This window comes from Egibacteraceae bacterium, from assembly GCA_035540635.1.
GTDB lineage: Bacteria > Actinomycetota > Nitriliruptoria > Euzebyales > Egibacteraceae > DATLGH01.
Genome location: DATLGH010000106.1, coordinates 1 through 22,628 on the forward strand (window position 1 = coordinate 1; position 22,628 = coordinate 22,628).

The window sequence follows — 22,628 nt, forward strand, 5'->3', positions numbered from 1 at the left end:
GGCCGTGGCCCGCCCCCCGCGGCGGCCGGGCCACGGCCGGCGCCCGCCGGCCAGCCGGTCGCGCGGCCGGCCCGGCCCCAGGCCACGCCCGCGGTCACCTACGTCGGGCGCTGACGGCCGCCGGACGGCGCGGCGTCGCCCACCTGCCGGGGCGCGAGGCGGCCGAAGCGGCTGGCGTTAGCATTACCGGGCGATGGCCACGGACGACCTCACCGCCGAGCAGCACCGTCGACTGGCGGAGCTCGTGGCCGTGTACCCGGTAGCCGACGAGCTCGGGCGGCGGATGGCCGACTCCGGCCACGAGCTCTACCTCGTCGGCGGGACGGTGCGCGACACGCTCCTGCACGGCCGGGCGTCAGGCGACCTCGACTTCGCCACGTCGGCGCCGCCGGAGGAGACCGAACGCGTCCTCGAGGGGTGGGCCGACGCGGTCTGGCTGACCGGGGCGCGCTTCGGGACCGTGAGCGCGCGGAAGAACGACTGGCACCTCGAGATCACGACCTTTCGCGCCGACGTGTACGAGCCCGGCTCCCGCCGCCCCGAGGTCACGTACGGCCGCGACATCGAGGCCGACCTCGCCCGGCGGGACTTCACGTGCAACGCGATGGCGGTGCGCCTGGCCGAGCATCGCTTCGTCGACCCCTTCAGGGGGCTCGCGGACCTCCAGGCGGGGGTCCTGCGCACGCCCGTCGACGCAGAGCGCAGCTTCGGCGACGACCCGCTGCGCATGGTGCGCCTCGCGCGCTTCGCCGCCGTGCTCGGCGCGGAGCCCGACGAGTCCGCCCGCAAGGCGGCCACGGTGATGGCGGCGCAGATCGACACCATCAGCCGCGAGCGCATCCGCGTCGAGCTCGACAAGCTCGTCACGGCCCCCGAGCCCCGCAGGGGGATGGACCTGCTCTGCGACACGGGCCTCGCGCAGCGCTTCCTGCCGGAGCTTCCCGCGCTGCGCATGGAGCACGACCCGCTGCACCACCACAAGGACGTGTACGCCCACACGATGGCCGTCGTCGAGGGGTGCCCCGCCGACGACCGCATCCTGCGGCTCGCGGCGCTCCTGCACGACATCGGCAAGCCCGCGACGCGCGAGTTCCACCCCGACGGCAAGGTGACGTTTCACCACCACGAGGTGGTCGGCGCCCGCATGGCGCGGGAGCGGATGCGCGCGCTCACCTACGCCAAGGACGACATCGAGGCGGTGGCGCACCTCGTCCACCTGCACCTGCGCTTCCACGGGTACTCCGACCAAGCCTGGACGGACTCGGCCGTACGGCGCTACGTCCGCGACGCCGGCGACCAGCTCGCACGGCTGAACCAGCTGACCCGCGCGGACGTAACCACTCGCAACCAGGCGAAGGCCCGCCGCCTCGCGCGCGCGATGGACGACCTCGAGCAGCGCATCGCCCGCCTCGACGCCGAGGAGCGGATCGCCCAGATCCGCCCGCCGCTCGACGGCAACGCGATCATGGCCCACCTCGGGCTCGAGCCGGGACCGGCCGTCGGACGCGCCCGGGAGATGCTGCTCGAGGCGCGCCTCGACCGCGGCCCCATGACCGAGGAGGAGGCCTACCGGCTGCTCGACGAGTGGGCGGCCGCGCAGGAGCGCTGACGGGACCGCTCGGGGCGAGGGCTCCGCGCAGGCCCCGCATCAGTCCCGCGTATGCGCGGGACTGACGTGCCGACAACCCCGCCCGCGCCGCAGGCTGCGACATACACCTGACCGCGCCCTCAGCGCACCCGCGGATCCTTCACAGAAGCCTTTCCGGCTCTTGCCCTCACCGGTCCGTCCCTCGTACATTGGTTAGGCGAACCTAAGGAGGCCGCCGCTGTGCTCGTCTGTCACTGCAAGGTGGTGTACGACCACCGCATCCGCGAGGAGATCTCCCGCGGGGCTTGGGACGAGTTCGCCGTCGCTCGCGCGTGTGGCGCGGGCACGGGCTGCGGCGGCTGCGTGCCGGCCATCAGCCGTCTGCTCGCCGAGTGCGCCGGCTGCCCGCTGGCCGCCTCCGCCCCGGCGGGACCCCCGGCCATCGCCGTCTGAACCGTGAATCGGGGCGGGGCCTGCCGTGTAGGCTGAGCCCGACAGCCGAGACGGGGAAGGACGAAGGACCGCCGATGCAGGGCAGCCCGCAGGTCATCGAGATGCTCAACGAGGCGCTGACCGCCGAGCTCACCGCGGTCAACCAGTACTTCATCGCGTCGAAGATGGCCGCTGACTGGGGTTACGCGAGGCTCGCGAAGGCGTACTACGACGAGTCGATCGCGGAGATGCGCCACGCGGAGACCCTCATCGAGCGGATCCTGTTCCTCGAAGGCGTGCCGAACCTGCAGCGGTTGTTCTCCGTGCAGGTCGGCGAGTCGGTCGTCGAGCAGTTCCGCGCCAACCTCGACATGGAGATCGCCGCCGTCGAACGCTACCGCCGGGGTGTGGCGATCTGCCAGGAGCAGGGCGACCCCGGCACCCGCACCCTGCTCGAGGGGTTCCTCCGCGACGAGGAGCATCACGTCGACGAGGGTGAGACCGAGCTCGGCAACCTCGAGCAGCTCGGCGAGCCGCTCTGGCTCGCGAAGTGGGTCTGACCGGTCAGGCTCGGTGAAGGACGGCGGCGAGGCGGCGCACGCCCGGGTGGGCGAAGATCTCCTCCAGAAGCACCGGCCGCAGGCCCGCCTCGGTCGGGACGGCAAGGGGTAGCCGCCAGTTGGGGTACTCGTCGGTCGTGCCCGGCAGGTTCGGCTGGCGGATGTCGCCGAGGGCGTCGCCGAGGCTCGCCGCCACGACGAGGGACGGGGTGCGGGCGAGGAACGCGTGCATCCCGACGATGAGCTCCTCGACGCCGGCCTCCTCGCTCACGAGCCCCTCGAGCAGCAGCAACGCGGCGAGCTCGGCGCGTGCCCGCGCGGCGCGTGCCTCCTCCTCCCTCTGCGTGGTGTCCTCGCCGAAGAGGTCGAACTCCGCGCGCACCCGCTCGGCCTCGCCGGTCCACCACCCGGCCGCGGTCGGCAGGTCGTGGGTGGTGACGCTTGCGAGGGCGAGCTCGGGATAGCCGGTGGCCGGCAGCGGCCCCGCGCCGTCCGGCGAGCGCTCGAAGTAGAGCACCCGCGACCCGAGCACCCCGGCGTCCGTGAGCCGCTCGCGCACGCCCTCCCCGACCGTGCCGAGGTCCTCACCGACGACGAGCGCGCCGGCCCGCTCCGCCTCGAGGGCGAGGACGCCGAGGAGGTCGTCGCCGGGGTAGCGCACGTACGTGCCGGCCGACGCGGGCGCCCCCTCGGGGATCCAGTAGAGGCGGAACAGCCCGAGGACGTGGTCGACGCGGATCCCCCCGGCGTGGCGGAGCACGCCCCCGATCATGTCGCGGAACGGCGCGTAGCCGGTGAGCGCGAGCCGGTCAGGGCGCAGCGGCGGGAGCCGCCAGTCCTGGCCCTGCTGGTTGAACGTGTCGGGTGGCGCGCCGACCGTGACCGCGGCGGCGAGGTCGTCCTGCAGCGCCCACGCGTCAGCGCCTCCCCCGTCCACCCCGACGGCGAGGTCGTGGACGATCCCCACGGCCATGCCGGCGTCGAGCGCGGCGCCCTGCGCGGCGGCGAGCTGGGTGTCGCACAGCCACTGCAGCCACTCGTGGAGCGCGACGCGGTCGGCGAGCTCGCCGCGGGCCTCGGTCACCGCCGGGCTCGCCGGGTGGCGCAGCGCGGTGGGCCACTGCGTGTAGGGCGTGCCGTGGCGCTCGGCGAGTGCGCAGAACGTCGCGAAGTCGACGAGCCCCTGACCCTGCTGCGCGCGGTACGTGGCGAACGCGGCCTCCCGTGCAGGGGCGCGCGGCAGGGCGAAGAGCAGCTCGAGGGCTGTCATCTTCGCGCGGAACGCGCCGTCCCGGTCGATGCGGTCGCTGCGGTTGGCCGCCTGGAGCGGGGCGGCGAGACCGGCGACGCGCTCGCGGGTGGCCGTGTCGACGCCCTGGAGCGCGGCGACGTCCTCGACGCGCAGGTAGAGCGGGTTGCGGAACCGACGGCTGGACGGGTAGTACGGCGACGGCTCGACGGGCACGACGGGGGTGGCGGCGTGCAGGGGGTTGACGAGGACCATGCCCGCCCCGAGCTCGGCCGCGCTCCATGCCGCGAGGCGGCGGAGGTCCCCGAGGTCGCCGATGGCCCAGCTGTCGGCGGAGCGCACCGCGTAGAGCTGCGCCATCCAGCCCCAGACGCGCCGGGCTCCGCCGCGTTCGGGGTCCGCGAGGCCCGCGAGCGGGCACCGGCCGGGTGCGACGACGAGGAAGGCCTCCTCGTCGTCGACCGCGAGCCGGTGGTAGCCGGTGGGCAGGTCAGCGGGCAGCGCCTGCCCCGCCGGCAGGCCCCGCGCGCCGCCCTCCTCGAGCTGCACCTCGACCTTCGCCGCGTCGCGCAGGGCCGGCACCTCGAAGCTCGTGGGATGGCCGTGGCGGGCGACGATCGTGTGCGGCAGGCGCCGGCGAGCCGCGGCTCGGGCGCGGTCGAGAGCGTCGGCGGCCTCGTCCGCGGCGGCCGGGACGTCCATTGCGGCGAGGACCGCGCGGACGGTGGCGGCGGGCACGTCGACGCGCCGGCCGGTTGCGTCGGTGTAGGACGTCGCGACCCCGTGGAGGTCGGCGAGCTGGGTCAGTGTGTCGTCGGGCACTGCGCCTCCCGGCTGTCCATGCAAAGGCCCCGCCGCCGGCGGGGCCCGAGGAAAGGGACCGGGCGTGCGGCTACCGGCGGGGCTTTACCCGCGCGCTGTCGAGGCCGCCGGTCTTCTGGAAGATGTCGTCGATCTCGTCGATCATGCTGAGCAGCTCCTCGGCGTCGGCGGCGTCGACGCTCGCCTTCACCTTCGTGCACTGCTTGAGGACCTGCCACGCGAGGCCGTGGAGCTCGGGGAACTCCTCGAGGTGCGGCGGCTTGAAGTAGTCGCTCCAGAGGACCGACAGGTGGTGCTTGGCGATGTCGGTGCGCTGCTCCTTGATCATGACGCAGCGCTGCCGGAACACCTCATCGTCGGAGTCGTGGTACTTCTGGATGGCCTTCAGGGCCGACTCCGCTTCGATGCGGGCGAGCTCGGGGTCGTAGATGCCGCACGGGATGTCGCAGTGGGCGTGGACGGCGCGGGGCGCGTCGAGGCGGTCGATCAGCCGTAGCAGCCGGGCAGCAAGGGACATGGGCGGACTCCTTCTCGCGACGGGGATACCGATTCGCTCCCCCGACACCATATCCCCCATGCCATCGAGGAAACGCTGGCGTTGGGCGCTGGCCGCCGGGGCGGTGCTCGTGGGGGCGGCTGCCGCGCACGGCCGGTTCGTCGTGCGGGGCGAGAGCATGACGCCCACGCTCGAGCCCGGCGACCGCCTCCTCGTGCGGCGCTGGCCGGCGCGGGCCCGCCCCGGTGACCTCGTCGTCGTCGTACAGCCCGGCCCGCCCGACCGGCTCGTCGTGAAGCGCCTCGCCGCCGCCCGCAGCTCGCGGCTCACCGTCCTCGGCGACAATCCCGCGGCGAGCACCGACAGCCGCCACTACGGCGACCTGCCGCGCGGGGCGCTGCGCGGCAGGGTCGTGTACCGCTACGCGCCGGCGGAGCGGTCAGGTCGTCCGTGAGGCCGACTGCTCCACGAGGCGGGGGAGGTCGGCGACGGGCTGGGCGATGAACTCCTCGACCATCTGGCGGCAGACGTCGTCGGGGAACTGCGCCGGCGGGGACTTCATGAAGTAGCTCGACGGGCCGAGGAGCGGGCCGCCGAGGCCGCGGTCCATCGCGACCTTCGCGCAGCGCACCGCGTCGATGACGACGCCGCCGGAGTTGGGCGAGTCCCACACCTCGAGCTTCAGCTCGACGTTGAGCGGCACGTCGCCGAAGTTGCGGCCCTCCATGCGGATGTAGGCCCACTTGCGGTCCTCGAGCCACGGTACGTGATCGCTCGGCCCGATGTGGATGCTGTCCCTGGCGATCCCGTGCTGCATCTGGCTCGTGACCGACTGCGTCTTCGAGATCTTCTTCGAGGCGAGGCGCTCGCGCTCGAGCATGTTCATGAAGTCCATGTTGCCGCCGAAGTTCAGCTGGTACGTGCGGTCGATGGTGACGCCGCGGTCCTCGAACAGGCGGGTGAGCATGCGGTGGGTGATGGTCGCGCCGACCTGGCTCTTGATGTCGTCGCCGATGATCGGCAGCCCCGCGTCGGCGAAGCGCCTGGCCCACCCGGGGTCGCTCGCGATGAACACCGGCAGGCAGTTGACGAACGCGCAGCCGGCCGCGAGCGCCTCGCCGGCGTAGAAGCGGGCGGCCTGCTCGCTGCCGACCGGCAGGTAGCACACGACGACGTCGGCGCGCGCCGCGCGCAGGGCCTCGGCGACGTCCACGGGCGGGGCGTCGGACTCCTCGCAGGACTCGGCGTAGTACTGGCCGAAACCGTCGAGCGTCGGCCCGCGCAGGACCTCGACGCCGACCGGCGGCACGTCGGCGAACTGGATGGTGTTGTTCGGCGGGGCGACGATCGCCTCGGCGAGGTCGTGACCGACCTTCTTCGCGTCGACGTCGAAGGCGGCCACGAACTGGAGGTCGTTCACGTGGTACCCGCCGAGTTCGACGTGCATGAGCCCCGGGACGCGCCCCGCGGGGTCGGCGTCGGCGTAGTAGTGCACGCCCTGGACGAGCGCACTCGCGCAGTTGCCCACCCCGACGATCGCAACGCGGACACCTTCGTCGCGCGGGAGGTTGACGGCCTGCGTACGGTCGGCCGTTCCACGGCGTGGCATCAAGGGTTCCTCCTGGGGGCTCATTGGCTCCGCAGCCTGCTCGGCATGACGTCGTCGGCGGGTGGTGCGGGGGGTGGGGGCGCGGGAGCGTCCGCCTCGCGTTCGGCGAGGGCGGCCCGCTCCGCGGTGATGAGCTCGTCGAGCCAGGCGATGTCCGCCGCCGTCGTGTCCAGGCCGTGGCGCACGAGCGACACCGTGTAGGTGTCGGCGCGCGTCCGGCGCGCGCGCTGCAGCGAGCGGCGCGCCTCTTCGAGCTTCAGCTCGAGGTAGGCCTTGCGACGCTCGAGGAGGCGGATGCGGATCTCCGGGCGCAGGTAGCCGAAGAAGGCGAGCCGCAGGGAGAACTTCTCGTGCTCGACCCCGTTGCCGGCTCCCTCCTCGATGAGCTCGAGGAACTCGCGCTCACCGACGTCGGTGATGCGATACTCCTGCTTGCGGCGCGACGTCTGCGGCTCGGCGGTGAGCTTCGCCACCGCTCCGCGCTTCTCGAGGCGGCGCAACGTGGGGTACAACGAGCCGAACGACACCGTCCAGAACAGCCCGAGCTTCTGCCCGAGCTGCTTGCGCAGCTCGTAGCCGTGCATCGGGCGCTCCTTGAGCAGACCGAGGATGGCGAGCTCGAGCATCATGGCCCTCCTCTGCGGGTAGTGGCGGAATCGGCGGATGCATCGGCGCGATGTATCACCGCGATATAGCGGGATGATACATCGGCACGCTACCCCTTGCCGACAAACCGCCCGCCGACCCGCCAACGCACTGACCGGCCGGCGCCACGCCCCGTACACTTGTGCCCCGATGAAGGGCCAGATCGACTACCGGATCGCCAAGCGCGCACTCGTGCGCCAGGTCTCCCGCGGGTCCGTGGCGATCCGCGACGTGTGCGACGCGCATCCCGAGCTTCTGCGCGCGGCCCGCAACGTCGGGGCGGTCACCGACCGCGCCTGCCCGATCTGCAACCTCGCCGACGACCGGGCCGCCGTGCCGCGCGACCCCGCAGACACGCTGCGCCTCGTGACCTACGTGTACGGCGACGACCTCAAGCGCAAGTCGGGTCAGGTCGTGTGGAGCCGCAGCGAGCTCGACGGGCTCGCAGCGACCCACCGCTCCTTCACCGCCTACGTCGTCGAGGCATGCCTCGTGTGCGGGTGGAACCACCTCGTCGAGAGCTTCCTCCTCGGTCGAGCCCACGCGGGCTGAGCCGGGCCGGTCGGACAGCCGAGGCCGGGCATGGCAGACTCTCGGGGATGACGAGGCGGCCGCATCCGGGCCGCTCGGCCGGACGCCCTCGACGACAGCCCCCCAGGCCTTCTGGCCGCGCGAGCGCCCGCACCGCCCCCCGCGGTGCGGGCGGCACGCGCCTGCCCGCCCGCGCGCGGCAGCCGGCCGCGCCCGCGGGCGCCCGGTCCGCCCGTCCCCGCACCGGCGTCGGGCAGCGTCCGCCGCGCCGCCCCCCGCGCCCGCGCCCGCGCCCGCGCCCGCGCCCGCGTTACTGGTACCGCCGGCCGGTGGCCCTGCTCCTCCTCGTGCCGGGGGTCCTCGGGCTGTTCGGCGGCGTCGTGCTGTTCTTCTACTTCTTCACGTCCGTGCCGCTGCCCGAGGACGTCGGCGAGGCCGGCACGGTCATCTACGACGTCACCGGCGCGGAGGTCGCCACGCTCCAGGCCCAGGGCAGCCGCGAGGACGTCGCGCTCGCGAGCCTGCCGCGGCACGTCGTCGAGGCGGTCCTCGCCGCGGAGGACGCCGAGTTCTACTCGCATCCGGGCATCAGCCTGCCCGGCATCTTCCGCGCGGCGATGGTCAACGTCACGAGCGGCCAGGTCACCCAGGGCGGCTCGACGATCAGCCAGCAGTACATCAAGAACGTCACCGCCGACGACGCCCGCACGGCCCTGCGCAAGGTCCGCGAGGCCGCCCTCGCCGTGAAGCTCGAGCAGCAGTTCACGAAGGACCAGATCCTCGAGTTCTATCTCAACTCGATCTACTTCGGCCGGGGCGCCTACGGGATCCAGGCAGCGGCCGCGGCGTACTACGCCAAGGACGCCGTCGACCTCACCAAGGCCGAGGCCGTGCAGCTCGCCGGCATCCTGCCCTCGCCCTCGCGCCTCGACCCGGCCCGCGACCCGGCAGGGTCCGAGCGGCGCTACCGCTACGTGCTCGACCAGATGCTCACCGCCGGCACGCTCGACGCGGCCGAGGCCGGCATCCTCGCGGCGGAGATGCCGACACCCCAGGAGCCGAGGCCGATCCAGTTCCGCGACGCGCCGTTCTTCCTCGACCTCGTCCAGCGCGATCTCGTCGCCCGGCTCGGCGACGAGCAGGTCTACCGGGGGCTCGAGGTCACGACGACGCTCGACCTCGGGGTCCAGGCGGCGGCCGAGGCCGCCTACCACGAGGTCCTCGTGCCGGGCGTCCCCGAGGGGGCGACGGGGGCGCTCGTCGCGCTCGACCCGGCCACCGGCGGGGTGCGCGCGCTCGTCGGCGGCAAGGACCACGCGACCGACCAGGTGAACATGGCGCTCGCGGCGCGCCAACCGGGGTCGACGTTCAAGCCGTTCGCGCTCGCAGCCTGGATCGAGGAGGGCAAGTCGCCAGAGAGCTACTTCCCCGCGCCGGCGACGTACACGATGCCGGGCGTGCGGGTGGACGGACGCCCTTACGAGATCAGCAACTTCGGCGGCGCTGCGTTCGGGCAGCTGAGCCTGCGGGAGGCGACCTGGCGCTCGGTCAACACCGTCTACGGGCAGGTCTTCGAGAAGGTCGGGGGAACGAAGATGGTCGACCTCGCCCGGCGCGCGGGGATCGACGGCGCGATGGATCCCGGCGACTCCTCGGTCGTGCTCGGCACCCCCGAGGTCACCCCGCTCGAGCTCGCGGAGGCCTACAACACCTTCGCCGCCGGCGGGATGCACTACGAGCCGATCACCATCCAGCGGGTCGAGCGCGACGGCGAGGTCCTCTACTCCGCGCCCGTACGCGGCGACAGGGCCTTCAGCGAGCAGGTCGCCTGGACGGTCACCGACGTCCTCCAGGGGGTGCTGCGCAACGGCACGGCCCGGCGCGCCGACCTCGGCCGCCCTGCCGCGGGCAAGACCGGCACGACGACGAACCACGCCGACGCCTGGTTCGCCGGGTACACCCCTCAGCTGACTGCGGTGGTGTGGATGGGCAACCGCGACGACAACCGCCGCATGCCGGGGGACCCGACGGGCGGCGAGCTGCCGGCGCAGGTGTGGAGGGCGTTCATGGCGAAGGTGCACGCCAACCTCGACGTGGCGAGCTTCCCGTCGCCGGGAGGCACGCTCCAGGTCGTCAACCCGAGCCCCTCTCCCGAGCCGACGCAACCCTCGTGCGACCCGGGGGAGGTCTGGAGCTCCGCGCGCGGGGAGTGCGTCGAGGCGTCCCCTTCGCCCTCGCCGTCGCCCGAGGCCGCGCCCTCGCCTTCCCCGGAGCCGGCCGTCACCCCCGCCCCCGCGCCGGGTCCGTCGCCGGGCCCGGCCTCCGACCCCGCTCCGCCCGCGCCGCCGCCGCCGGTCCTGCCCGCGCCGCCGCCACCGGCGCAACCGCAGCCCCCGCCGCCCGAGCCGTCGCCGGAGGCCTCACCGGCCCCCGCCCCGGGGGAGGGCGGCTGACGCCGACGTCCGCGTGCTGTCGACGATCACCGAAAGGAGCACCACGGCGCGCACCGCCACCGCGGCGGCGAACCAGCCGTAGCCGGGAGCCGGCTCGAGCCCCTGGAGGCCGCCGAGGAACGGGAAGCGCAGGAGGAACACCGCCGCGTCGGCTACGAGGAAGGCCATGACCGGGGCGGCACGCGGCGAGGCCAGCGCGAGCAGCGGCAGCAGCCAGAGGCTGAACTGTGGCGAGTAGACCTTGTTCGTGAGCAGGAACCACGCGAGCAACGGCAGGGCGAGCTCCCACCAGCGCTCGGGGGGGCGGCGGCGCGCGCCGACGATCACGATCACCGCAGCACCGGCGACGAGCACGGCGGCGGACGCGGCGTTGAGGACGGGGACGGCGAACGCCGCCCCCCGGACCTGCTCGGCGAGGTACCAGAGGCTGTCCCAGTCCGCCTGTCGCTCCCGGTTGAGGTCGATGAACCGGCGCCATCCTACGGGGGCGGTGAGCAGGACCGGCAGGTTGACCGCCAACCAGGCCGCGGCGGCGGCTGCCGTGTGCGCGGCCGCGTCCCGGGGCCGGCGCTGCGCGAGCCGGGTGGTGACCACGAGGGGCACGAGCAGCGCGGGGAAGAGCTTCGCGGCCGCGCCGAGGCCGGCGGCGCCGCCGGCTGTCGCGTCGTGTCCGTGCTGGTGCGCGACGACGCCGGCGACGAGCAGGGCGACCGGCAGGGGATCCCAGTTGACGAAGGCGGTGAGGGCGAGCGTCGGCGCCGCCGCGTACCACAGCAGGCGGGCAGGGGGCAGGCCCGCCCGTGCGAGGAGTACGAGGGTGGCGAGCGCCGCCGCCGCTCCGAAGGCCGCGGTGGCGTGGAAGAAGGCCGCCGCCCGGCGGTCCGCCGGGACCCAGCCGACCGCCGTGGCCGCCGCCCACATCTGCGCGCCGGTGAGGACCGGGTACTCGAGAGGGTGGTCGCGGTAGGGCACCGCGCCGGCGTCCAGGCGCGCGGCGAACCACAGGGCGTAGACGTCGGTGTAGCAGGACCGCGTGTACTGCTCACCCCTGGCCCAGGCGTCCTCGCCGAGACAGCGGGCCTTCGACCACCAGCCGACCGTGAGGACAGCGCAGCACAGCAGCCCGACCCCGGCGAGCACGAGGCGGCGGGCGGCCTGGGGGTCCGGCCGGTCGCGCACCGCCCCACCCTAGTCCGCCCCTCGGCGAACAGGGGCAGGTGGTCAGCGGAGCGCGTCGGCGTCCTCCTCGGTCGACGCGTCGTCGTCGGCGGGCGGCGCCGGTGCGTACCTCGGCACGGGGTCGTGGGGTGTGGCGGGCAGGCGAAGCGGCGGGGGTTCCGGGTCCTGAGCCATGCGATGGTCCCTTTTCGGCGGGTGCCTTCACTGTCCCCGCAGGCGGGGGACCGTCACACCTCCGAGGGAGCCCTTGCGGTCAGACGCGACTGCGGCCGCGGAAGCCGAACACGCCCCCGACGATGAAGAGGACGAGCGAGATGACGAGGAGCCAGAACAGCCCCTCGACGAGCAGCCCGATACCGCCGAAGATGAGCGCGAGCAGGACCAGTGCGATAACAATTCCCATGTTCGATTCCTACCCGGGTTGAGGCCCCGCCACACGCCCGGTGCGCGGCAGCCGCCGGCCGTCACGCCTCCCGGGCTTTCGCCGCGTAGGTGTTGCTCGCCTCGGCCTCGTTGCGGGGAACCGTCATGTTCTTTCGCGCCAGCCGGCGCGTGGAGTACACCCAGAAACCCGCGGCTAGCGCCGGCGGAACGAACGCGCAGGTGAGGCGGAAGAACCACGTGATCGCCTCGATGGGGATCCCCGTCATCCGGGAGAGGATGTCGTTCGTGGCGGCGGCCGACAGCAGGAGGACGAAGCTGAACGTGCCGACGGACACCGCCGCGCGCAGCGGGATCTCCAGCGGGTTCTGCAGGACGTGCCAGTCGCCCTCGAGCTGGTAGAACCGGCGCTCCACGAAGGGGTAGGCGACGAGCACGGCGAAGATCGCGCCGGGCAACACGACCCCGGCGACGAACGCGCCGGAGACCGTCATCCCGAGCATCCGGAACTCGAGCGGCGGAAAGACCCGCAGGGCGCCTTCCAGCCAGAACAGGAACCAGTCCGGCTGGGCGTTGTTGCCGACCTCGCCGGGGACGTAGGGACCGATGAGGAGCACGTCGCTCCAGGGGATGAGCACCGCCGCCGCCGACAGCAGGCCGGCGATCCAGAGGATGAGCGTCGTCGACAGCGCGAACTGGCTCGGCCACATCGGCTTGCCGAGGACGAACCGGTGCCCGTCGATCCCCGGCCGCGGGAACTGCGTGTGACGCTGGCGCACCATGATCATGAGGTGCACGGTGATCAGCCCGACGAGCAGGGCGGGGATCATGAGCACGTGGAACACGAAGAAGCGCGGGATCATGTTGCCGGTCGGGAAGTCACCGCCGAATATCCAGTAGGCGACCTGCTCGCCGACGTAGGGAAGCGAGAGGAGCGACGAGTAGGCGATGCGGATGCCGGTGCCCGCGAGCGCGTCGTAGGGCAGCGAGTAGCCGGTGAAGCCGGCGGCGAAGGTGAGCATGAGTAGGACGATGCCGACGTGGTAGTTCACCTCGCGCGGCCGGCGGAACGCGCCGGTCAGCAGGACGCGCAGCATGTGGAGCACGGTCGTCGCGATGAACAGGTGGCTCGCGCCCCGGTGCACCCGGCGGAAGAACAGCCCGCCGGGGACGTCGTAGCTCATGCGCACGATCGACTCGAACGCCGCAGGCAGCTCCCTGCCCTCGTAGAGCGACATGGCCCCCTGGTAGGTCACGGGATCCGTGGAGGGCCGGTAGAACATCGTGAGGAGCACCCCGGTCAACACGAGCAGGACGAAGCTGAAGAGCGCGACCTCGCCGAGGAGGAACGACCAGTTGTCGGGGAAGACCTTGTTCAGGACCTTGCGCCCCGGCTTGCGCAGGCGCAGCCGCTCGTCGAGCGACTCGAACAGCAGCGCGAACAGCGGCGTCATGTCTCCCCGTCGACGTCGGGGGGCGGCTCGGGGTCGGGGAACATCGTGACTCGCCCGGCGAGGAACAGGCAAGACAAGATCATGGCCAGCGTGAGCAGCGCGGCGAAGGCGGACAGGAACACGGGGTTGAGCTCGCCGAGGCCGAGCGGGGTGGCCTGCTCGACCGCGACCTCGTCGAGGTAGGCGACGACGTCGCCGAGCTCCTCGTCGCTGATCTGCCCCTCGGCGAAGCGGGGCATCTGGAAGGGTCCGACGCGCGCCGCCTGGGCGATCACCGCGGGGTCGAGGCCCACGACCCGGGGCACGATCGCGCCGCCGCCTGCGACACCGCCGTCGCCCGTGTAGCCGTGGCAGGCAGCGCAGTGGGTGGCGAAGACCTCCCGGCCGACCGCCGGGTCGCCCGGCTCCGGGCCGAGCAGCGGACCCTCGAGGTTGAACAGCGCGGTCATGTGCGCGACGAGCGCCTCGCGGTCCCGGTCGCTCCAGGACCTGCCCCGTCCCGACCCGTCGGGATCGGCCGGTGGCATCCGTCCGGTGCGCAGGACGAGGTCGACGCGCGCGGCCTCCATGCCGACGAGGGTGGGTGCGCGGTTGTGGGGGTCGGTCGCTCCCCGCCCGTCGGCCCCGTGGCAGCGCGCGCAGTGGGTCGTGTACAGCCGGTCCCCGCGCGGGGTCTCCTCGGCGGGCGCTTGCTGGACCGCCCCCGCCGGACCCGGCCCCCCGGCGGCGAGCCACGCGAGCGCGGCGGCGACGGCGACGGCCGCCCAGGCGGCGACCGGGAGCAGCCGGGCGCGGCTCACGCCGACACCTTCGGGTTCGCCGGCGCTGCCCCGCCAGGGGCGTCCCCGCCGGAGCCAGCCGCCGCGCCGGGCGCGCGCCGCCGGCGCAGGACCGACCTGCTCCGCGCGTACGCCGCCCAGGCCACGACGGCGGGAACGGCGAGCACCGCGATGCGGAAGAACCACATCACCGACTCGACCGACACCCGCAGGCCGCGCGCGACGATGTCGTTCGTCATCGCCAGGGTGAGCATTCCGACGAACGCGGTCACGCCGAGCACGATCGCGGCCCGCACCGGCACGTCGAGGGGGCGGCTGCAGACGTGGTTGTCGAGGTCGGGGTCGTAGCCGGCCAGCCGGCGCTCGAGGAACGGGTAGGCGAACAGCAGGCCGAACAGCGCGCCGGGCAGCACGACGTTGAACGCCAACATGTGCGAGATGGTCATGCCGAGCACCTCCCACTCGAACGCGGGGAAGATCGTGATCGCGCCCTGCAGCCAGAACAGCCACCACTCGGCGTGCCCGGCGTTGCTCGCCTGCCCGAGGCGAAGGGGCCCGTGCAGGTCGACGTCGCTCCACGGCACGAGCACCGAAAACGCCGCGACGAGCCCCCCGACGGCGAGCACGAGCGTCGTCGAGGCGGCGAACTGCGAGGGCCACAGCGGCTCCCCGACGACGTAGCGCTGCCCGTCGACGCCGGCGCGGGGGAACTGGGTGTGGCGCTGGCGGGCGACGAGGGCGAGGTGCAGGACGAGCAGCCCCGTGAGCAGCCCCGGCAGGATGAGGATGTGCAGGACGAAGAAGCGCGACACGACCTCGGAGGGAAACTCGCCGCCGAACACCCACACGACGAGCCAGTCGCCGATGAGCGGGACGGAGGCCAGCGTCGCGTACGCGATGCGCAAACTCGAGCCGGCGAGCAGGTCGTAGACGAGGTTCTGGCCCGTGTAGGCGAGCGCGATGACGAGGATGAGCATCATCGTGCCGATGTGCGTGTTCACCTCGCGAGGGCGGCGGAACGCGCCGGTGAGCAGGATCCGCAGGAGGTGCGCGACCGTGGCGAACATGAACAGGTACGCCGCGCCGCGGTGCATGCGCCGGAACAGCAGGCCACCCCTGACGTCGTGCGACAGCTCGACGATCGAGGCGTACGCCGCGGGCAGTGTCCGCCCTTCGTACAGCTGCGCCGCCCCCGTGTAGAGGAGCGGCTCCGCCGACGGCCGGTAGAACATCGTGAGGAACAGGCCCGTGGCGACGAGGATCGCGAAGCTGAACATCGCCACCTCGCCGAGCAGGAACGACCAGTGCTTCGGGAACACCTTGTTCACCACGGCTCGGCCGGGCTTGCGCAGCCGCAGGCGCGCGTCGAGGGCGTCGAACAGGAAGCGAAAGAGCGGCGTCATCTAGGGGCCCCTACCGCTTCGCTGCTCGAGGGGCTTTGCGGGGCCCCTACCGCTTCGCTGCTCAAGGGGCGTCATCCGAATGCCGGCCCTACCTGCTCGGCGAAGTCGCCGAGGGCGACGAGGAACCCGTCGTCGTCGACGCCCATCGGCAGCTGGGGCAGCGCCCGCGCGGTGGGGCCGAACGTCGGCACCGCGCCGCGCGCCGCGTCGAAGGTCGACTGGTGGCACGGGCAGAAGAGCGCGTCGTCGCGCTCGCGGAACAACCCCACCGGGCACCCGGCGTGCGTGCACACCTTCGAGTAGGCCACGAGACTGTCGTCGACGACCCAGTCGAGGTTGGTCGGCGGCTGCGGCGGGCTCTGGGACAGGCGCACGAGGATGACCGCGGAGTTCTCGACCTCGATGGCGTCCTCGGGCCAGACGGTGGAGATCCCGCCGGTGGCGACGTCGTCGGGGCGAAGAGGGCGGCCGTCGGTGGTGACGAGCCGGCGCCCCGACGTCCAGTGCGTGCGCCGCAGCGCGTCGCCCGGCGAGGGGCCCAGCGAGGCGACGGGCGCCGCCAGCCCCAGCCCGAGCAGGGTCGCCGCGCCGACGAGCATGCGCTGGAGCAGGCTGCGCCGGGCGACGGGCGGCACCTCGGTGACCGGCTCGTCGTCGTCGGGGTCGGCGTCGGGGAGCTCGCGGGGCTCGAGGCCCTCGATGTCGGGGTAGGCGGCGGCGAAGTAGCGACGCACCGCGATCGCCATCGCGAGCAGCCCCACGGCGAGCGCCGAGCCGTACACCCCGGTCCCCGCGCCGGCCAGCAGGCCGACGGCGAACACCACCGCCGACAGGCCGGCGACGATCGCCGCGCCCATGACGATCGTGTCGTTGACCTCGCTCGGCGGGGGGATGTGCTGCCCCACGACGTAGAGGCCCTCGTGCGCGCCATGGTCGGGGGCCTGCCGCCCGTGCGCGCCGTCGCCTGGGCCGCGGTCGGGCGCCCCCCTCTCCGTGTCCCGGCGCGACCCCTTGCCCTCGTCGCGCTGCTGAGGTCGCTTCTCGGTCACGATGCGCTTCCTTTGCCTTCGCGTTCGCCGGCGAGGTCGGCGTCGGGCGCCCGCACCGGTCGGTGGCCGATCCACCAGCACACCACGAGGACGATCGTCCCGAGGAGCAGCGCCCAGGTGAAGGCGGCCACCCGGGTGAGGTCGGCCAGCCCGAGTGGGCTGTTCGACGGCTGATCCTCGAGGAAGGCGACGATGTCGTCGAGCTCGTCGTCGCGCAGGAGCTTCTCGTTGAAGGGCGGCATCTGGAACGGGCCCTCCCGCACCGCCTGCGCGATGACGATCGGGTCGACGCCACGGGTGCGCGGGACCGTCGCGTCGCGGCCCGACACCCCGCCCTCGCCGTTGGCGCCGTGGCACTGCGCGCAGTGGACGGTGTAGAGGTCCTGGCCGCGGCCGGGGTCGCCCGGACCCGGCTCCTCGACCTCGCCGGACAGCCCGAACGCCTCGACCATGTAGGCGAGGGCCGCCTCCCGCTCATCGTCGGTGAACCTGCGCTCACGCACTCCGCGGTTCGGGTCGGCCAGGGGCATCGAGCCGGTGCGCATGGTGAGGTCGACGAGGGCGATCGACAGCTCGTCGACCGGTGGACCGTCCGCGGTGCCGCTGCCGTCGGTGGCGTGGCACACCGCGCACCAGCGCTGATAGAGCTCGCCGCCACGCGCCGTCGCGTCCTCTGTCTCGGCGGTCGAGGGCCCGTCCGTGGCGGACGCGTTCGCCTCCACTGCGAGCGCGACCGCAGCCGCGCACCCGAGCAGCAACCAGGACGCCAGCGCTCGGGCGCTCGGCGCGGTGCGACCCACACCCTCCCCTTCGTCCTCGGGGCACCACCGACTGCGTGCGACACCACGGTACCGGCGCGCTTCTACCACGGATGGCGGGCGAGCACCCGTCGAACCCTCGCAACGAGTGGGGTGGCGCGAGGTGGTGCGGGCCTGCGATGCTCCCCCCATGCACGAGGGCGTGTCGATCCGACCGGCCAGAGACGAGGAGCTCGACGGGGTGGCGGCGCTGCTCGTGGACGCCTACGCCGAGTACGCCGCCCGCATGTCCCCCGACGCCTGGGCGTCGTTCGCCCAGGACATCGGCAACGTGCGCGGCCGGATGATCGAGGCCGACGTCGTCGTCGCCGAGCGCGACGGGCGGCTAGTCGGCTCGGTGACGCTCTTCACCCGCCACCGGGGGGTCCGGGGCGGCACCGTGGGAGTGCGGCTGCTCGCAGTGCACCCCGACGCCCGCGGCACCGGTGTGGGGCGGGCGCTCATGGAGTACGCGATCGAGCGGGCGCGCGCGGAGAACCAGCAGCGCGTGGTGCTGTCCACCACCCAGGAGATGGAGAGCGCCCGCGACCTCTACGAGAAGCTCGGGTTCGTCCGCGACTCCGCGCTCGACCACGAGCCGGCGCCCGGCGTGCGGTTCGAGGGCTACGCGCTCAACCTCTGACCACCTGGCTCGTCTCCGCGGGGGCCTGCAGGGCGATCATCGACGCGCCCGCCGCCCGAAGCGCCGCCTCGACGTTGAGGACGCCGAACGGCATCTCCGCGCCGGCCGGACCGCCGAAGGGCAGCGGCCCGGCGGTGTCGACGAGCAGGCGCTGGATCTGGCGCGGACCGAGCTGGGGGTTGACGACCTTCAGCCGGGCCACCGTCGCCGCGACCACCGGGGCGGCGATCGAGGTGCCCGACCCCACGCCGTAGCCGCCGTCGACGGCGAGCGTAGCGACCTTCGACCCCGGCGCAGCGATGTCGACGCCCCCGTGGTGCGCCGCGAAGATCGACAGCTGCCCGTACGCATCGGTCGACGTGACCGCGATGACCTCGGGATACGCGGCGGGGTAGGCCACGGGCCGGCGGGGGTCGTTGCCGGCGGACGCGACGACCACCACGCCGCGGCTGGTGGCGTAGCGGACGGCGGCGTGCTCGAGGCGTGAGGGTCGCGTCGACCTGGACGCGCGGGACAGGTTGATGACGTCGGCACCGTTGTCGGCGGCCCACACGATCCCCGCGGCGTTCATCCACCGCAGGCTCGTGCCCGTGCCGAGCGACGTGCGCACCGGCAGCAGCCGCACCCCCGAGGCGGCGCCGCGGCTCTGCGAGGCGATGACGCCGGCCACGGCCGTGCCGTGCCCCGACACGTCCGTGCGCCCGTCCCCGCACGGGTTGAGCAGGTCGAGGCCGCGCAGGACCGTGCTCCCCACCAGGTCGTGGTGGTGCCCGTCGATGCCGGAGTCGATGATCGCCACCGTCACGCCCGGCAGCCCCCCGTCCCCGACTACGAGGGAGCGGCGCGACCCTTCCAGGAGGGATTTCGGGATCACGAGCGGCAGCGCGGTGGGGTCCTCGGAGGGGTGGCCCGCCAACCGCCGGGCCCGGGCCAACCGGGCGCGGTGGGCGTCGACGACGGCGTCGAAGCGGGACGGGGGCTCGCCGGAGCGCAGGCACTCCCACCACTCGGTGCCGAGGACCCGCGCGTGCGTTCCCGCCTCCGGCGAGGTGTAGGCGACGGCTGCGATCGTGATCGTCACGGCGGTGACGAGGCGCCGGAGGCGCAGAGCACGTCGGCTGCCCATGGGCGGTGCCGCCCTTCCCTCGGTCGTCCTCCCTATATGTACCCCATCGGCCACCCTATCGGGGGACTTCAGGGGGAAGGCGGAACGTCCTCGAGGGCTATGCGGATGCGCTTGTTCGCTTTGCCCTTCGACTCGGTCTTCGTGACGGCGACGCGGCCGACCTCGGCCGTGGAGGCGACGTGCGTGCCCCCGTCGGCCTGCTTGTCGAGGCCGACGATGTCGATGACCCGCAAAGGGTTGATGCTCGGGGGGATGAGGTTGGCCTTCGTGCGGATGAGCGCGGGGTCCCGGTCAGCCTCACCACGGTCGACGAAGTCGACGAGGACGTCGCGGGCGCGGTTGATCTCCTCGTTGATGCGCCGCTCGACGCGGGCGCCGAGCTCGGCGCTCATCGCGTCGAGCTCGAAGTCCAGCCGACCCGACCCCGGCTCCATGTTGCCGCCGGTGACGGCCACGCCGAAGTCGGCCCAGATGACCCCGCAGAGCACGTGCAGGGCCGTGTGGGTGCGCATGAGCGCGTGCCGGCGCTCCCAGTCGAGCTCGCCGTAGGCGCCGGTGCGCTCGTCGGGCAGCGCCTCCCCGGGCAGGTTGAGCCAGTGCCACACGACCCCGCCCTCCTTCTTCGCCTTCACCACGGCGGCCCGCCCGCCGTCCCACGCGAGCGTCCCGGTGTCGTGGGGCTGGCCGCCCCCGCCGGGGTAGAACGCGGTGCGGTCGAGCGCGACGCGCCCCTGCGCGCGGTCGACGGCGACGACCGCGCCCTCGAAGACGCGGCGGTACGCGTCGGTGGCGTAGAGCTCCTCGGTGACGGCCATGGCGGGACACTACCGCCGGCCCGCCATCGCCGGGGGCGGGTCATGACCCACTGGCCGCGGGGGTTGACCTCACGGGCGAGGCGGCCGTGGTCCAGGCTCGCGACCGCCGCCACCTCGGTCGGCGGCGCTCCGTCACGGACGTCTTTCCACTCCTGCCTGCGTCACGCGTTGACGACACGAACGGACAAGCCTTAGCGTTACTCCATGGAAGCGTTCACGCGATGGTCAGGACTGGCCGCGCTGCTCGCCGGCGAGGTTGGGGCGCTGCGCCTGCTGCACCGCCTCGGCGAGCTGCCCTGGCTCGCGGTGGGCTGGGACGACCCCGCGGCCTGGCTGGCCGTCGTGCCGGCCGAGGACGCGGTGATGGCGGCGCTGCGCGTCGTCGCACTGGCCGGGGCGTACTGGCTCGTCATCACGACCGGCTGCTACACGCTCGCGCGGGCCGCCCGCCTTCCCGCCGCCGCGCGCTCAGTGGGGTGGGCGACGCTGCCCGTGGTGCGCCGGCTCGCGGACCGCGCGGTCGCAGTCGCTCTCGCTGGCTCCACCGTGACGCTCGGCGTGCCGGGCTTGGCGACCGCCACGATCGTGGCTCCTCCGGCGGTAACGGCGCCCGCCGACCTGCCCGGGGAGCCGGCCGTCGAGCAGGGGGGATCGCGGGGTGACCCGCCGCCCTGGGCGGGGCCTGGCGACGGCACCCGCGAGACCGTAGGCGCGGAGCCCGGCGGCACGGGGCCTGCCGGCACCCCGGCGGCATACCACGTCGTGGCTCCCGGCGAGAACCTCTGGGCGATCACGGCGGCATCTCTCGGCGGGTCCCCGTCGAACGCCGAGATCCACCCCCGCTGGCAGGACGTCGTCGCCGCCAACCGCGACCGGCTGCGCTCCGGCGATCCCGACCTCATCCACCCCGGCGAGGAGGTCTTGCTGCCTCCCTCCTCACCGAGCCCCTGAGGCGGGCACCGGCAGACCAGCTCGGTCAGGCGGTGTCGGGACTCCGTCACCTCAGGGATGACGCAGTCCCGACACCCCGAGGATCCGGTGGCCGGTTCGCGCATGGGGACCCCGGCTCACGGCGAGGCGGCCGGCTCGGCGGTCGCGGTGACGCGAATGGTCAGGGGCACGGGGTCGAGCAGGAGCTTCGTGAGCGTGAGGTCGACGGCTCCCGTGGCCTCGACCGTGATCGCGGCGGGCGAGGCGGACAGGGTGACGGCGGTGAGGGATGGCAGGTCGTTGTGGGCGGCGAGGTTGTCGGCGGCGAGCGCCTCGGCCGCAGCCGGGTCGAGGGCGACATGACCGGTGGCGCGGAACGCGGCGACGTCGATCCCCGACGCGCCAGCGGCTGCGGCCGCGTCGACGACCCCGGCGAGGGCGCGGCGCTCGCTGAACGCCCGCCACAGGTCGAGCGTCAACCCCCCGAGGAACAGCAGCACGACACAGAGCCCGAGCAGCCAGAGCGTCACCGTGCCGCGCTCCTCGGCCATCGCCGTCACGGGAAGCTCCGGTAGCGGTCGACGTGCTCGGTTGCGGTGACCGTCCACGTGAACCCCGCGACGTCGCCGAACCCGGGGAACGCCGTGGCGGGGAAGCGCGCAGCGATCGTGGCGGTGACCGCGTCGCCCCGCTCGAGGGTGCCCGCAAAGGACACCGCGAAGTCGGCGGGGTCGATGCCGTGGTTGGCGGCGATGTGGGCGGCGGCGTCCTCGCCGGCGGCGATCCCCGCGGCGAGCGAGTCGGCGAGCACGACCGTGCGCGCCGCCTCCTGGGCGGCGAGGCGTGCGGCGGACTGGCGCTCCACCCACGTCGGGAGCGTCAGCACGAGCAGCGTCACCGGCACGACGAGCACCCCGATGCCGAGAGCGAACTCGATGGGGATCCCACCGGCCTCGCGCCCGGCCCGGTGAGGCTCACGCACGGCCGGCGCTTGCGCCACCCGCGCCGGCCAACGCCGCGCCGCCTTCCGCGGGCCCACCGGGGGCGTGACTGCTGGCCACGCGCTCACGGCGCCGGTCTCCGCGACGCGGTCGCCTCGGCGGTGAAGCGCCAGTCGGGTACTGCCGGCAGCCAGCCGACGAACACGACGTCGGCGCTGGCGCGGACGAGGTCGCCGTCGTCCGCGCATCGCAGCCGCACGCCGGCGCCCATCGCCCCGCCGAGGAGGTCGGCGAGCACGTCACCGGCGCGGGCCTCGCACTCGGCGGCGCCGGCGGTCGTGCGCGTGCCGGCGCGCGCTCCCTCGTCGAGGGCGGCGCGCACGACACCCCGCCCGTACTGGAACACCACGAGGTTGGCGAGCATGACGACGAACAGCAGCGACAGCCCCACCACCGCGACGTACTGCACGGTGACGAAGCCGCCCTCGGCGCGCTGCACGGCAGCGGGGGCGGTCTTCGGCTCAGCCGCCTGCGCCGCCGAGGATCTGGCTTCGGATCATCTCGACGACGTCGAGCCCGAGGATCTGCAGCACGCCCCAGATGGCGACGAGCGCCGCGATGGCCAGTGCGGCGTTGCCGAGCAGCTCGGCGGTCGAGAAGCCGCCGTCTTCCTTCCGGCGGCTGGCAACCTGGCGGCTGGCAACGGTGAGCAGGAACGCGATCATGGCGTTTCCCTTTCTCTCTAG

26 protein-coding genes are annotated in these 22,628 nt (G+C 73.5%); 8 read left to right on the top strand and 18 right to left on the bottom strand.

The window, feature by feature from the left end:
• The first annotated feature begins 193 nt into the window (after window positions 1-193).
• The 3 genes from VM324_15785 (at window position 194) to bfr (ending at window position 2,580) form a co-directional block, all read left to right on the top strand.
• A complete protein-coding gene (locus VM324_15785; GenBank protein ID HVM00750.1) occupies window positions 194-1,609 on the top strand; it encodes a CCA tRNA nucleotidyltransferase in 1,416 nt (471 codons plus the stop codon).
• Between the two features lie 219 nt (window positions 1,610-1,828).
• Complete coding sequence (locus tag VM324_15790; GenBank protein ID HVM00751.1) at window positions 1,829-2,041, top strand: (2Fe-2S)-binding protein; 213 nt, start codon at window positions 1,829-1,831, stop codon at window positions 2,039-2,041.
• 74 nt (window positions 2,042-2,115) lie between these two features.
• On the top strand, window positions 2,116-2,580 hold the full coding sequence (bfr, locus tag VM324_15795) for a bacterioferritin (GenBank protein HVM00752.1): 465 nt from the start codon (window positions 2,116-2,118) through the stop codon (window positions 2,578-2,580).
• A gap of 4 nt (window positions 2,581-2,584) precedes the next feature.
• Here bfr and malQ read toward each other — a convergent pair whose 3' ends face one another.
• Window positions 2,585-4,651 carry a 4-alpha-glucanotransferase gene (gene malQ, locus VM324_15800; GenBank protein ID HVM00753.1) on the bottom strand — a complete coding sequence of 689 codons (2,067 nt, stop codon included), beginning with the start codon at window positions 4,649-4,651 and terminating at the stop codon, window positions 2,585-2,587.
• Between the two features lie 70 nt (window positions 4,652-4,721).
• Window positions 4,722-5,168, bottom strand: coding sequence for a superoxide dismutase, Ni (gene sodN / locus VM324_15805; GenBank protein HVM00754.1), 447 nt, complete (start codon window positions 5,166-5,168; stop codon window positions 4,722-4,724).
• 58 nt (window positions 5,169-5,226) lie between these two features.
• On the opposite strand from sodN, the gene sodX reads away from it, so the two are divergent.
• Complete coding sequence (sodX, locus tag VM324_15810; protein ID HVM00755.1) at window positions 5,227-5,601, top strand: nickel-type superoxide dismutase maturation protease; 375 nt, start codon at window positions 5,227-5,229, stop codon at window positions 5,599-5,601.
• Here the strand turns inward: sodX and VM324_15815 are convergent.
• Together VM324_15815 and VM324_15820 are read right to left on the bottom strand one after the other, a co-directional pair.
• Window positions 5,587-6,756 carry an inositol-3-phosphate synthase gene (locus VM324_15815; GenBank protein HVM00756.1) on the bottom strand — a complete coding sequence of 390 codons (1,170 nt, stop codon included), beginning with the start codon at window positions 6,754-6,756 and terminating at the stop codon, window positions 5,587-5,589. The genes sodX and VM324_15815 overlap by 15 nt on opposite strands.
• Before the next feature lie 20 nt (window positions 6,757-6,776).
• Window positions 6,777-7,385 (bottom strand): helix-turn-helix transcriptional regulator, encoded by a 609-nt coding sequence (locus tag VM324_15820; GenBank protein ID HVM00757.1) that lies wholly within the window; start codon window positions 7,383-7,385, stop codon window positions 6,777-6,779.
• A gap of 166 nt (window positions 7,386-7,551) precedes the next feature.
• Between VM324_15820 and VM324_15825 the strand changes: the two genes are divergently transcribed.
• Both VM324_15825 and VM324_15830 read left to right on the top strand, forming a co-directional pair.
• The gene (locus tag VM324_15825; GenBank protein ID HVM00758.1) at window positions 7,552-7,953 is read left to right on the top strand and encodes a DUF5318 family protein; all 402 of its coding nucleotides are present in this window, start codon (window positions 7,552-7,554) and stop codon (window positions 7,951-7,953) included.
• A 308-nt stretch (window positions 7,954-8,261) separates the two neighbouring features.
• Window positions 8,262-10,385 carry a transglycosylase domain-containing protein gene (locus VM324_15830; GenBank protein HVM00759.1) on the top strand — a complete coding sequence of 708 codons (2,124 nt, stop codon included), beginning with the start codon at window positions 8,262-8,264 and terminating at the stop codon, window positions 10,383-10,385.
• Here VM324_15830 and VM324_15835 read toward each other — a convergent pair.
• From VM324_15835 to VM324_15870, 8 genes are all read right to left on the bottom strand, one after another.
• Window positions 10,353-11,564 carry a glycosyltransferase 87 family protein gene (locus VM324_15835; GenBank protein HVM00760.1) on the bottom strand — a complete coding sequence of 404 codons (1,212 nt, stop codon included), beginning with the start codon at window positions 11,562-11,564 and terminating at the stop codon, window positions 10,353-10,355. The two genes, VM324_15830 and VM324_15835, sit on opposite strands and share 33 nt — an antisense overlap.
• Before the next feature lie 42 nt (window positions 11,565-11,606).
• The gene (locus VM324_15840; protein ID HVM00761.1) at window positions 11,607-11,738 is read right to left on the bottom strand and encodes a hypothetical protein; all 132 of its coding nucleotides are present in this window, start codon (window positions 11,736-11,738) and stop codon (window positions 11,607-11,609) included.
• A 79-nt stretch (window positions 11,739-11,817) separates the two neighbouring features.
• The gene (locus tag VM324_15845; protein ID HVM00762.1) at window positions 11,818-11,967 is read right to left on the bottom strand and encodes a hypothetical protein; all 150 of its coding nucleotides are present in this window, start codon (window positions 11,965-11,967) and stop codon (window positions 11,818-11,820) included.
• 61 nt (window positions 11,968-12,028) lie between these two features.
• Entirely contained in the window at window positions 12,029-13,399 is a 1,371-nt protein-coding gene (locus VM324_15850) for a cytochrome b N-terminal domain-containing protein (protein HVM00763.1), read from the bottom strand.
• A complete protein-coding gene (locus VM324_15855; protein ID HVM00764.1) occupies window positions 13,396-14,199 on the bottom strand; it encodes a c-type cytochrome in 804 nt (267 codons plus the stop codon). The genes VM324_15850 and VM324_15855 overlap by 4 nt, the downstream gene beginning before the upstream one ends.
• Window positions 14,196-15,581, bottom strand: coding sequence for a cytochrome b N-terminal domain-containing protein (locus tag VM324_15860; protein HVM00765.1), 1,386 nt, complete (start codon window positions 15,579-15,581; stop codon window positions 14,196-14,198). The genes VM324_15855 and VM324_15860 overlap by 4 nt, the downstream gene beginning before the upstream one ends.
• Before the next feature lie 71 nt (window positions 15,582-15,652).
• The gene (locus tag VM324_15865) at window positions 15,653-16,630 is read right to left on the bottom strand and encodes a Rieske (2Fe-2S) protein (GenBank protein ID HVM00766.1); all 978 of its coding nucleotides are present in this window, start codon (window positions 16,628-16,630) and stop codon (window positions 15,653-15,655) included.
• On the bottom strand, window positions 16,627-17,430 hold the full coding sequence (locus VM324_15870; protein ID HVM00767.1) for a c-type cytochrome: 804 nt from the start codon (window positions 17,428-17,430) through the stop codon (window positions 16,627-16,629). Before VM324_15870 ends, VM324_15865 begins: the two co-directional genes overlap by 4 nt.
• A gap of 148 nt (window positions 17,431-17,578) precedes the next feature.
• Here VM324_15870 and VM324_15875 point away from each other — a divergent pair, with 148 nt between their 5' ends.
• Window positions 17,579-18,070: a GNAT family N-acetyltransferase gene (locus VM324_15875; protein HVM00768.1), complete on the top strand. Its 492-nt coding sequence runs from the start codon at window positions 17,579-17,581 to the stop codon at window positions 18,068-18,070.
• Here VM324_15875 and VM324_15880 read toward each other — a convergent pair.
• Both VM324_15880 and VM324_15885 read right to left on the bottom strand, forming a co-directional pair.
• Window positions 18,060-19,196, bottom strand: coding sequence for a S8 family serine peptidase (locus VM324_15880; protein HVM00769.1), 1,137 nt, complete (start codon window positions 19,194-19,196; stop codon window positions 18,060-18,062). The genes VM324_15875 and VM324_15880 overlap by 11 nt on opposite strands.
• A 68-nt stretch (window positions 19,197-19,264) precedes the next feature.
• Entirely contained in the window at window positions 19,265-20,011 is a 747-nt protein-coding gene (locus VM324_15885) for an alanyl-tRNA editing protein (protein HVM00770.1), read from the bottom strand.
• Window positions 20,012-20,215: 204 nt separating this feature from the next.
• Between VM324_15885 and VM324_15890 the strand changes: the two genes are divergently transcribed.
• On the top strand, window positions 20,216-20,962 hold the full coding sequence (locus VM324_15890) for a hypothetical protein (GenBank protein HVM00771.1): 747 nt from the start codon (window positions 20,216-20,218) through the stop codon (window positions 20,960-20,962).
• Window positions 20,963-21,078: 116 nt separating this feature from the next.
• Here VM324_15890 and VM324_15895 read toward each other — a convergent pair whose 3' ends face one another.
• The 4 genes from VM324_15895 to VM324_15910 all read right to left on the bottom strand — a co-directional run bounded on the left by VM324_15895 (window position 21,079) and on the right by VM324_15910 (window position 22,607).
• On the bottom strand, window positions 21,079-21,492 hold the full coding sequence (locus VM324_15895) for a pilus assembly protein TadG-related protein (protein ID HVM00772.1): 414 nt from the start codon (window positions 21,490-21,492) through the stop codon (window positions 21,079-21,081).
• Window positions 21,493-21,497: 5 nt separating this feature from the next.
• Window positions 21,498-21,923: a hypothetical protein gene (locus VM324_15900; protein HVM00773.1), complete on the bottom strand. Its 426-nt coding sequence runs from the start codon at window positions 21,921-21,923 to the stop codon at window positions 21,498-21,500.
• Between the two features lie 83 nt (window positions 21,924-22,006).
• Window positions 22,007-22,381, bottom strand: coding sequence for a hypothetical protein (locus tag VM324_15905; GenBank protein HVM00774.1), 375 nt, complete (start codon window positions 22,379-22,381; stop codon window positions 22,007-22,009).
• 22 nt (window positions 22,382-22,403) lie between these two features.
• On the bottom strand, window positions 22,404-22,607 hold the full coding sequence (locus VM324_15910; GenBank protein ID HVM00775.1) for a hypothetical protein: 204 nt from the start codon (window positions 22,605-22,607) through the stop codon (window positions 22,404-22,406).
• Between the last annotated feature and the right edge of the window lie 21 nt (window positions 22,608-22,628).

Coding starts and splice junctions, on each gene's coding strand:
- VM324_15910 (HVM00775.1), bottom strand. CDS start 22,607: ATGATCGCGTTCCTGCTCACCGTTGCCAGCCGCCAGGTTGCCAGCCGC.
- VM324_15885 (HVM00770.1), bottom strand. CDS start 20,011: ATGGCCGTCACCGAGGAGCTCTACGCCACCGACGCGTACCGCCGCGTC.
- VM324_15895 (HVM00772.1), bottom strand. CDS start 21,492: ATGGCCGAGGAGCGCGGCACGGTGACGCTCTGGCTGCTCGGGCTCTGT.
- VM324_15820 (HVM00757.1), bottom strand. CDS start 7,385: ATGATGCTCGAGCTCGCCATCCTCGGTCTGCTCAAGGAGCGCCCGATG.
- sodX (HVM00755.1), top strand. CDS start 5,227: ATGCCATCGAGGAAACGCTGGCGTTGGGCGCTGGCCGCCGGGGCGGTG.
- VM324_15880 (HVM00769.1), bottom strand. CDS start 19,196: ATGGGCAGCCGACGTGCTCTGCGCCTCCGGCGCCTCGTCACCGCCGTG.
- VM324_15845 (HVM00762.1), bottom strand. CDS start 11,967: ATGGGAATTGTTATCGCACTGGTCCTGCTCGCGCTCATCTTCGGCGGT.
- bfr (HVM00752.1), top strand. CDS start 2,116: ATGCAGGGCAGCCCGCAGGTCATCGAGATGCTCAACGAGGCGCTGACC.
- VM324_15815 (HVM00756.1), bottom strand. CDS start 6,756: ATGCCACGCCGTGGAACGGCCGACCGTACGCAGGCCGTCAACCTCCCG.
- sodN (HVM00754.1), bottom strand. CDS start 5,168: ATGTCCCTTGCTGCCCGGCTGCTACGGCTGATCGACCGCCTCGACGCG.
- VM324_15850 (HVM00763.1), bottom strand. CDS start 13,399: ATGACGCCGCTGTTCGCGCTGCTGTTCGAGTCGCTCGACGAGCGGCTG.
- VM324_15875 (HVM00768.1), top strand. CDS start 17,579: ATGCACGAGGGCGTGTCGATCCGACCGGCCAGAGACGAGGAGCTCGAC.
- VM324_15785 (HVM00750.1), top strand. CDS start 194: ATGGCCACGGACGACCTCACCGCCGAGCAGCACCGTCGACTGGCGGAG.
- VM324_15825 (HVM00758.1), top strand. CDS start 7,552: ATGAAGGGCCAGATCGACTACCGGATCGCCAAGCGCGCACTCGTGCGC.
- VM324_15840 (HVM00761.1), bottom strand. CDS start 11,738: ATGGCTCAGGACCCGGAACCCCCGCCGCTTCGCCTGCCCGCCACACCC.
- VM324_15890 (HVM00771.1), top strand. CDS start 20,216: ATGGAAGCGTTCACGCGATGGTCAGGACTGGCCGCGCTGCTCGCCGGC.
- VM324_15860 (HVM00765.1), bottom strand. CDS start 15,581: ATGACGCCGCTCTTTCGCTTCCTGTTCGACGCCCTCGACGCGCGCCTG.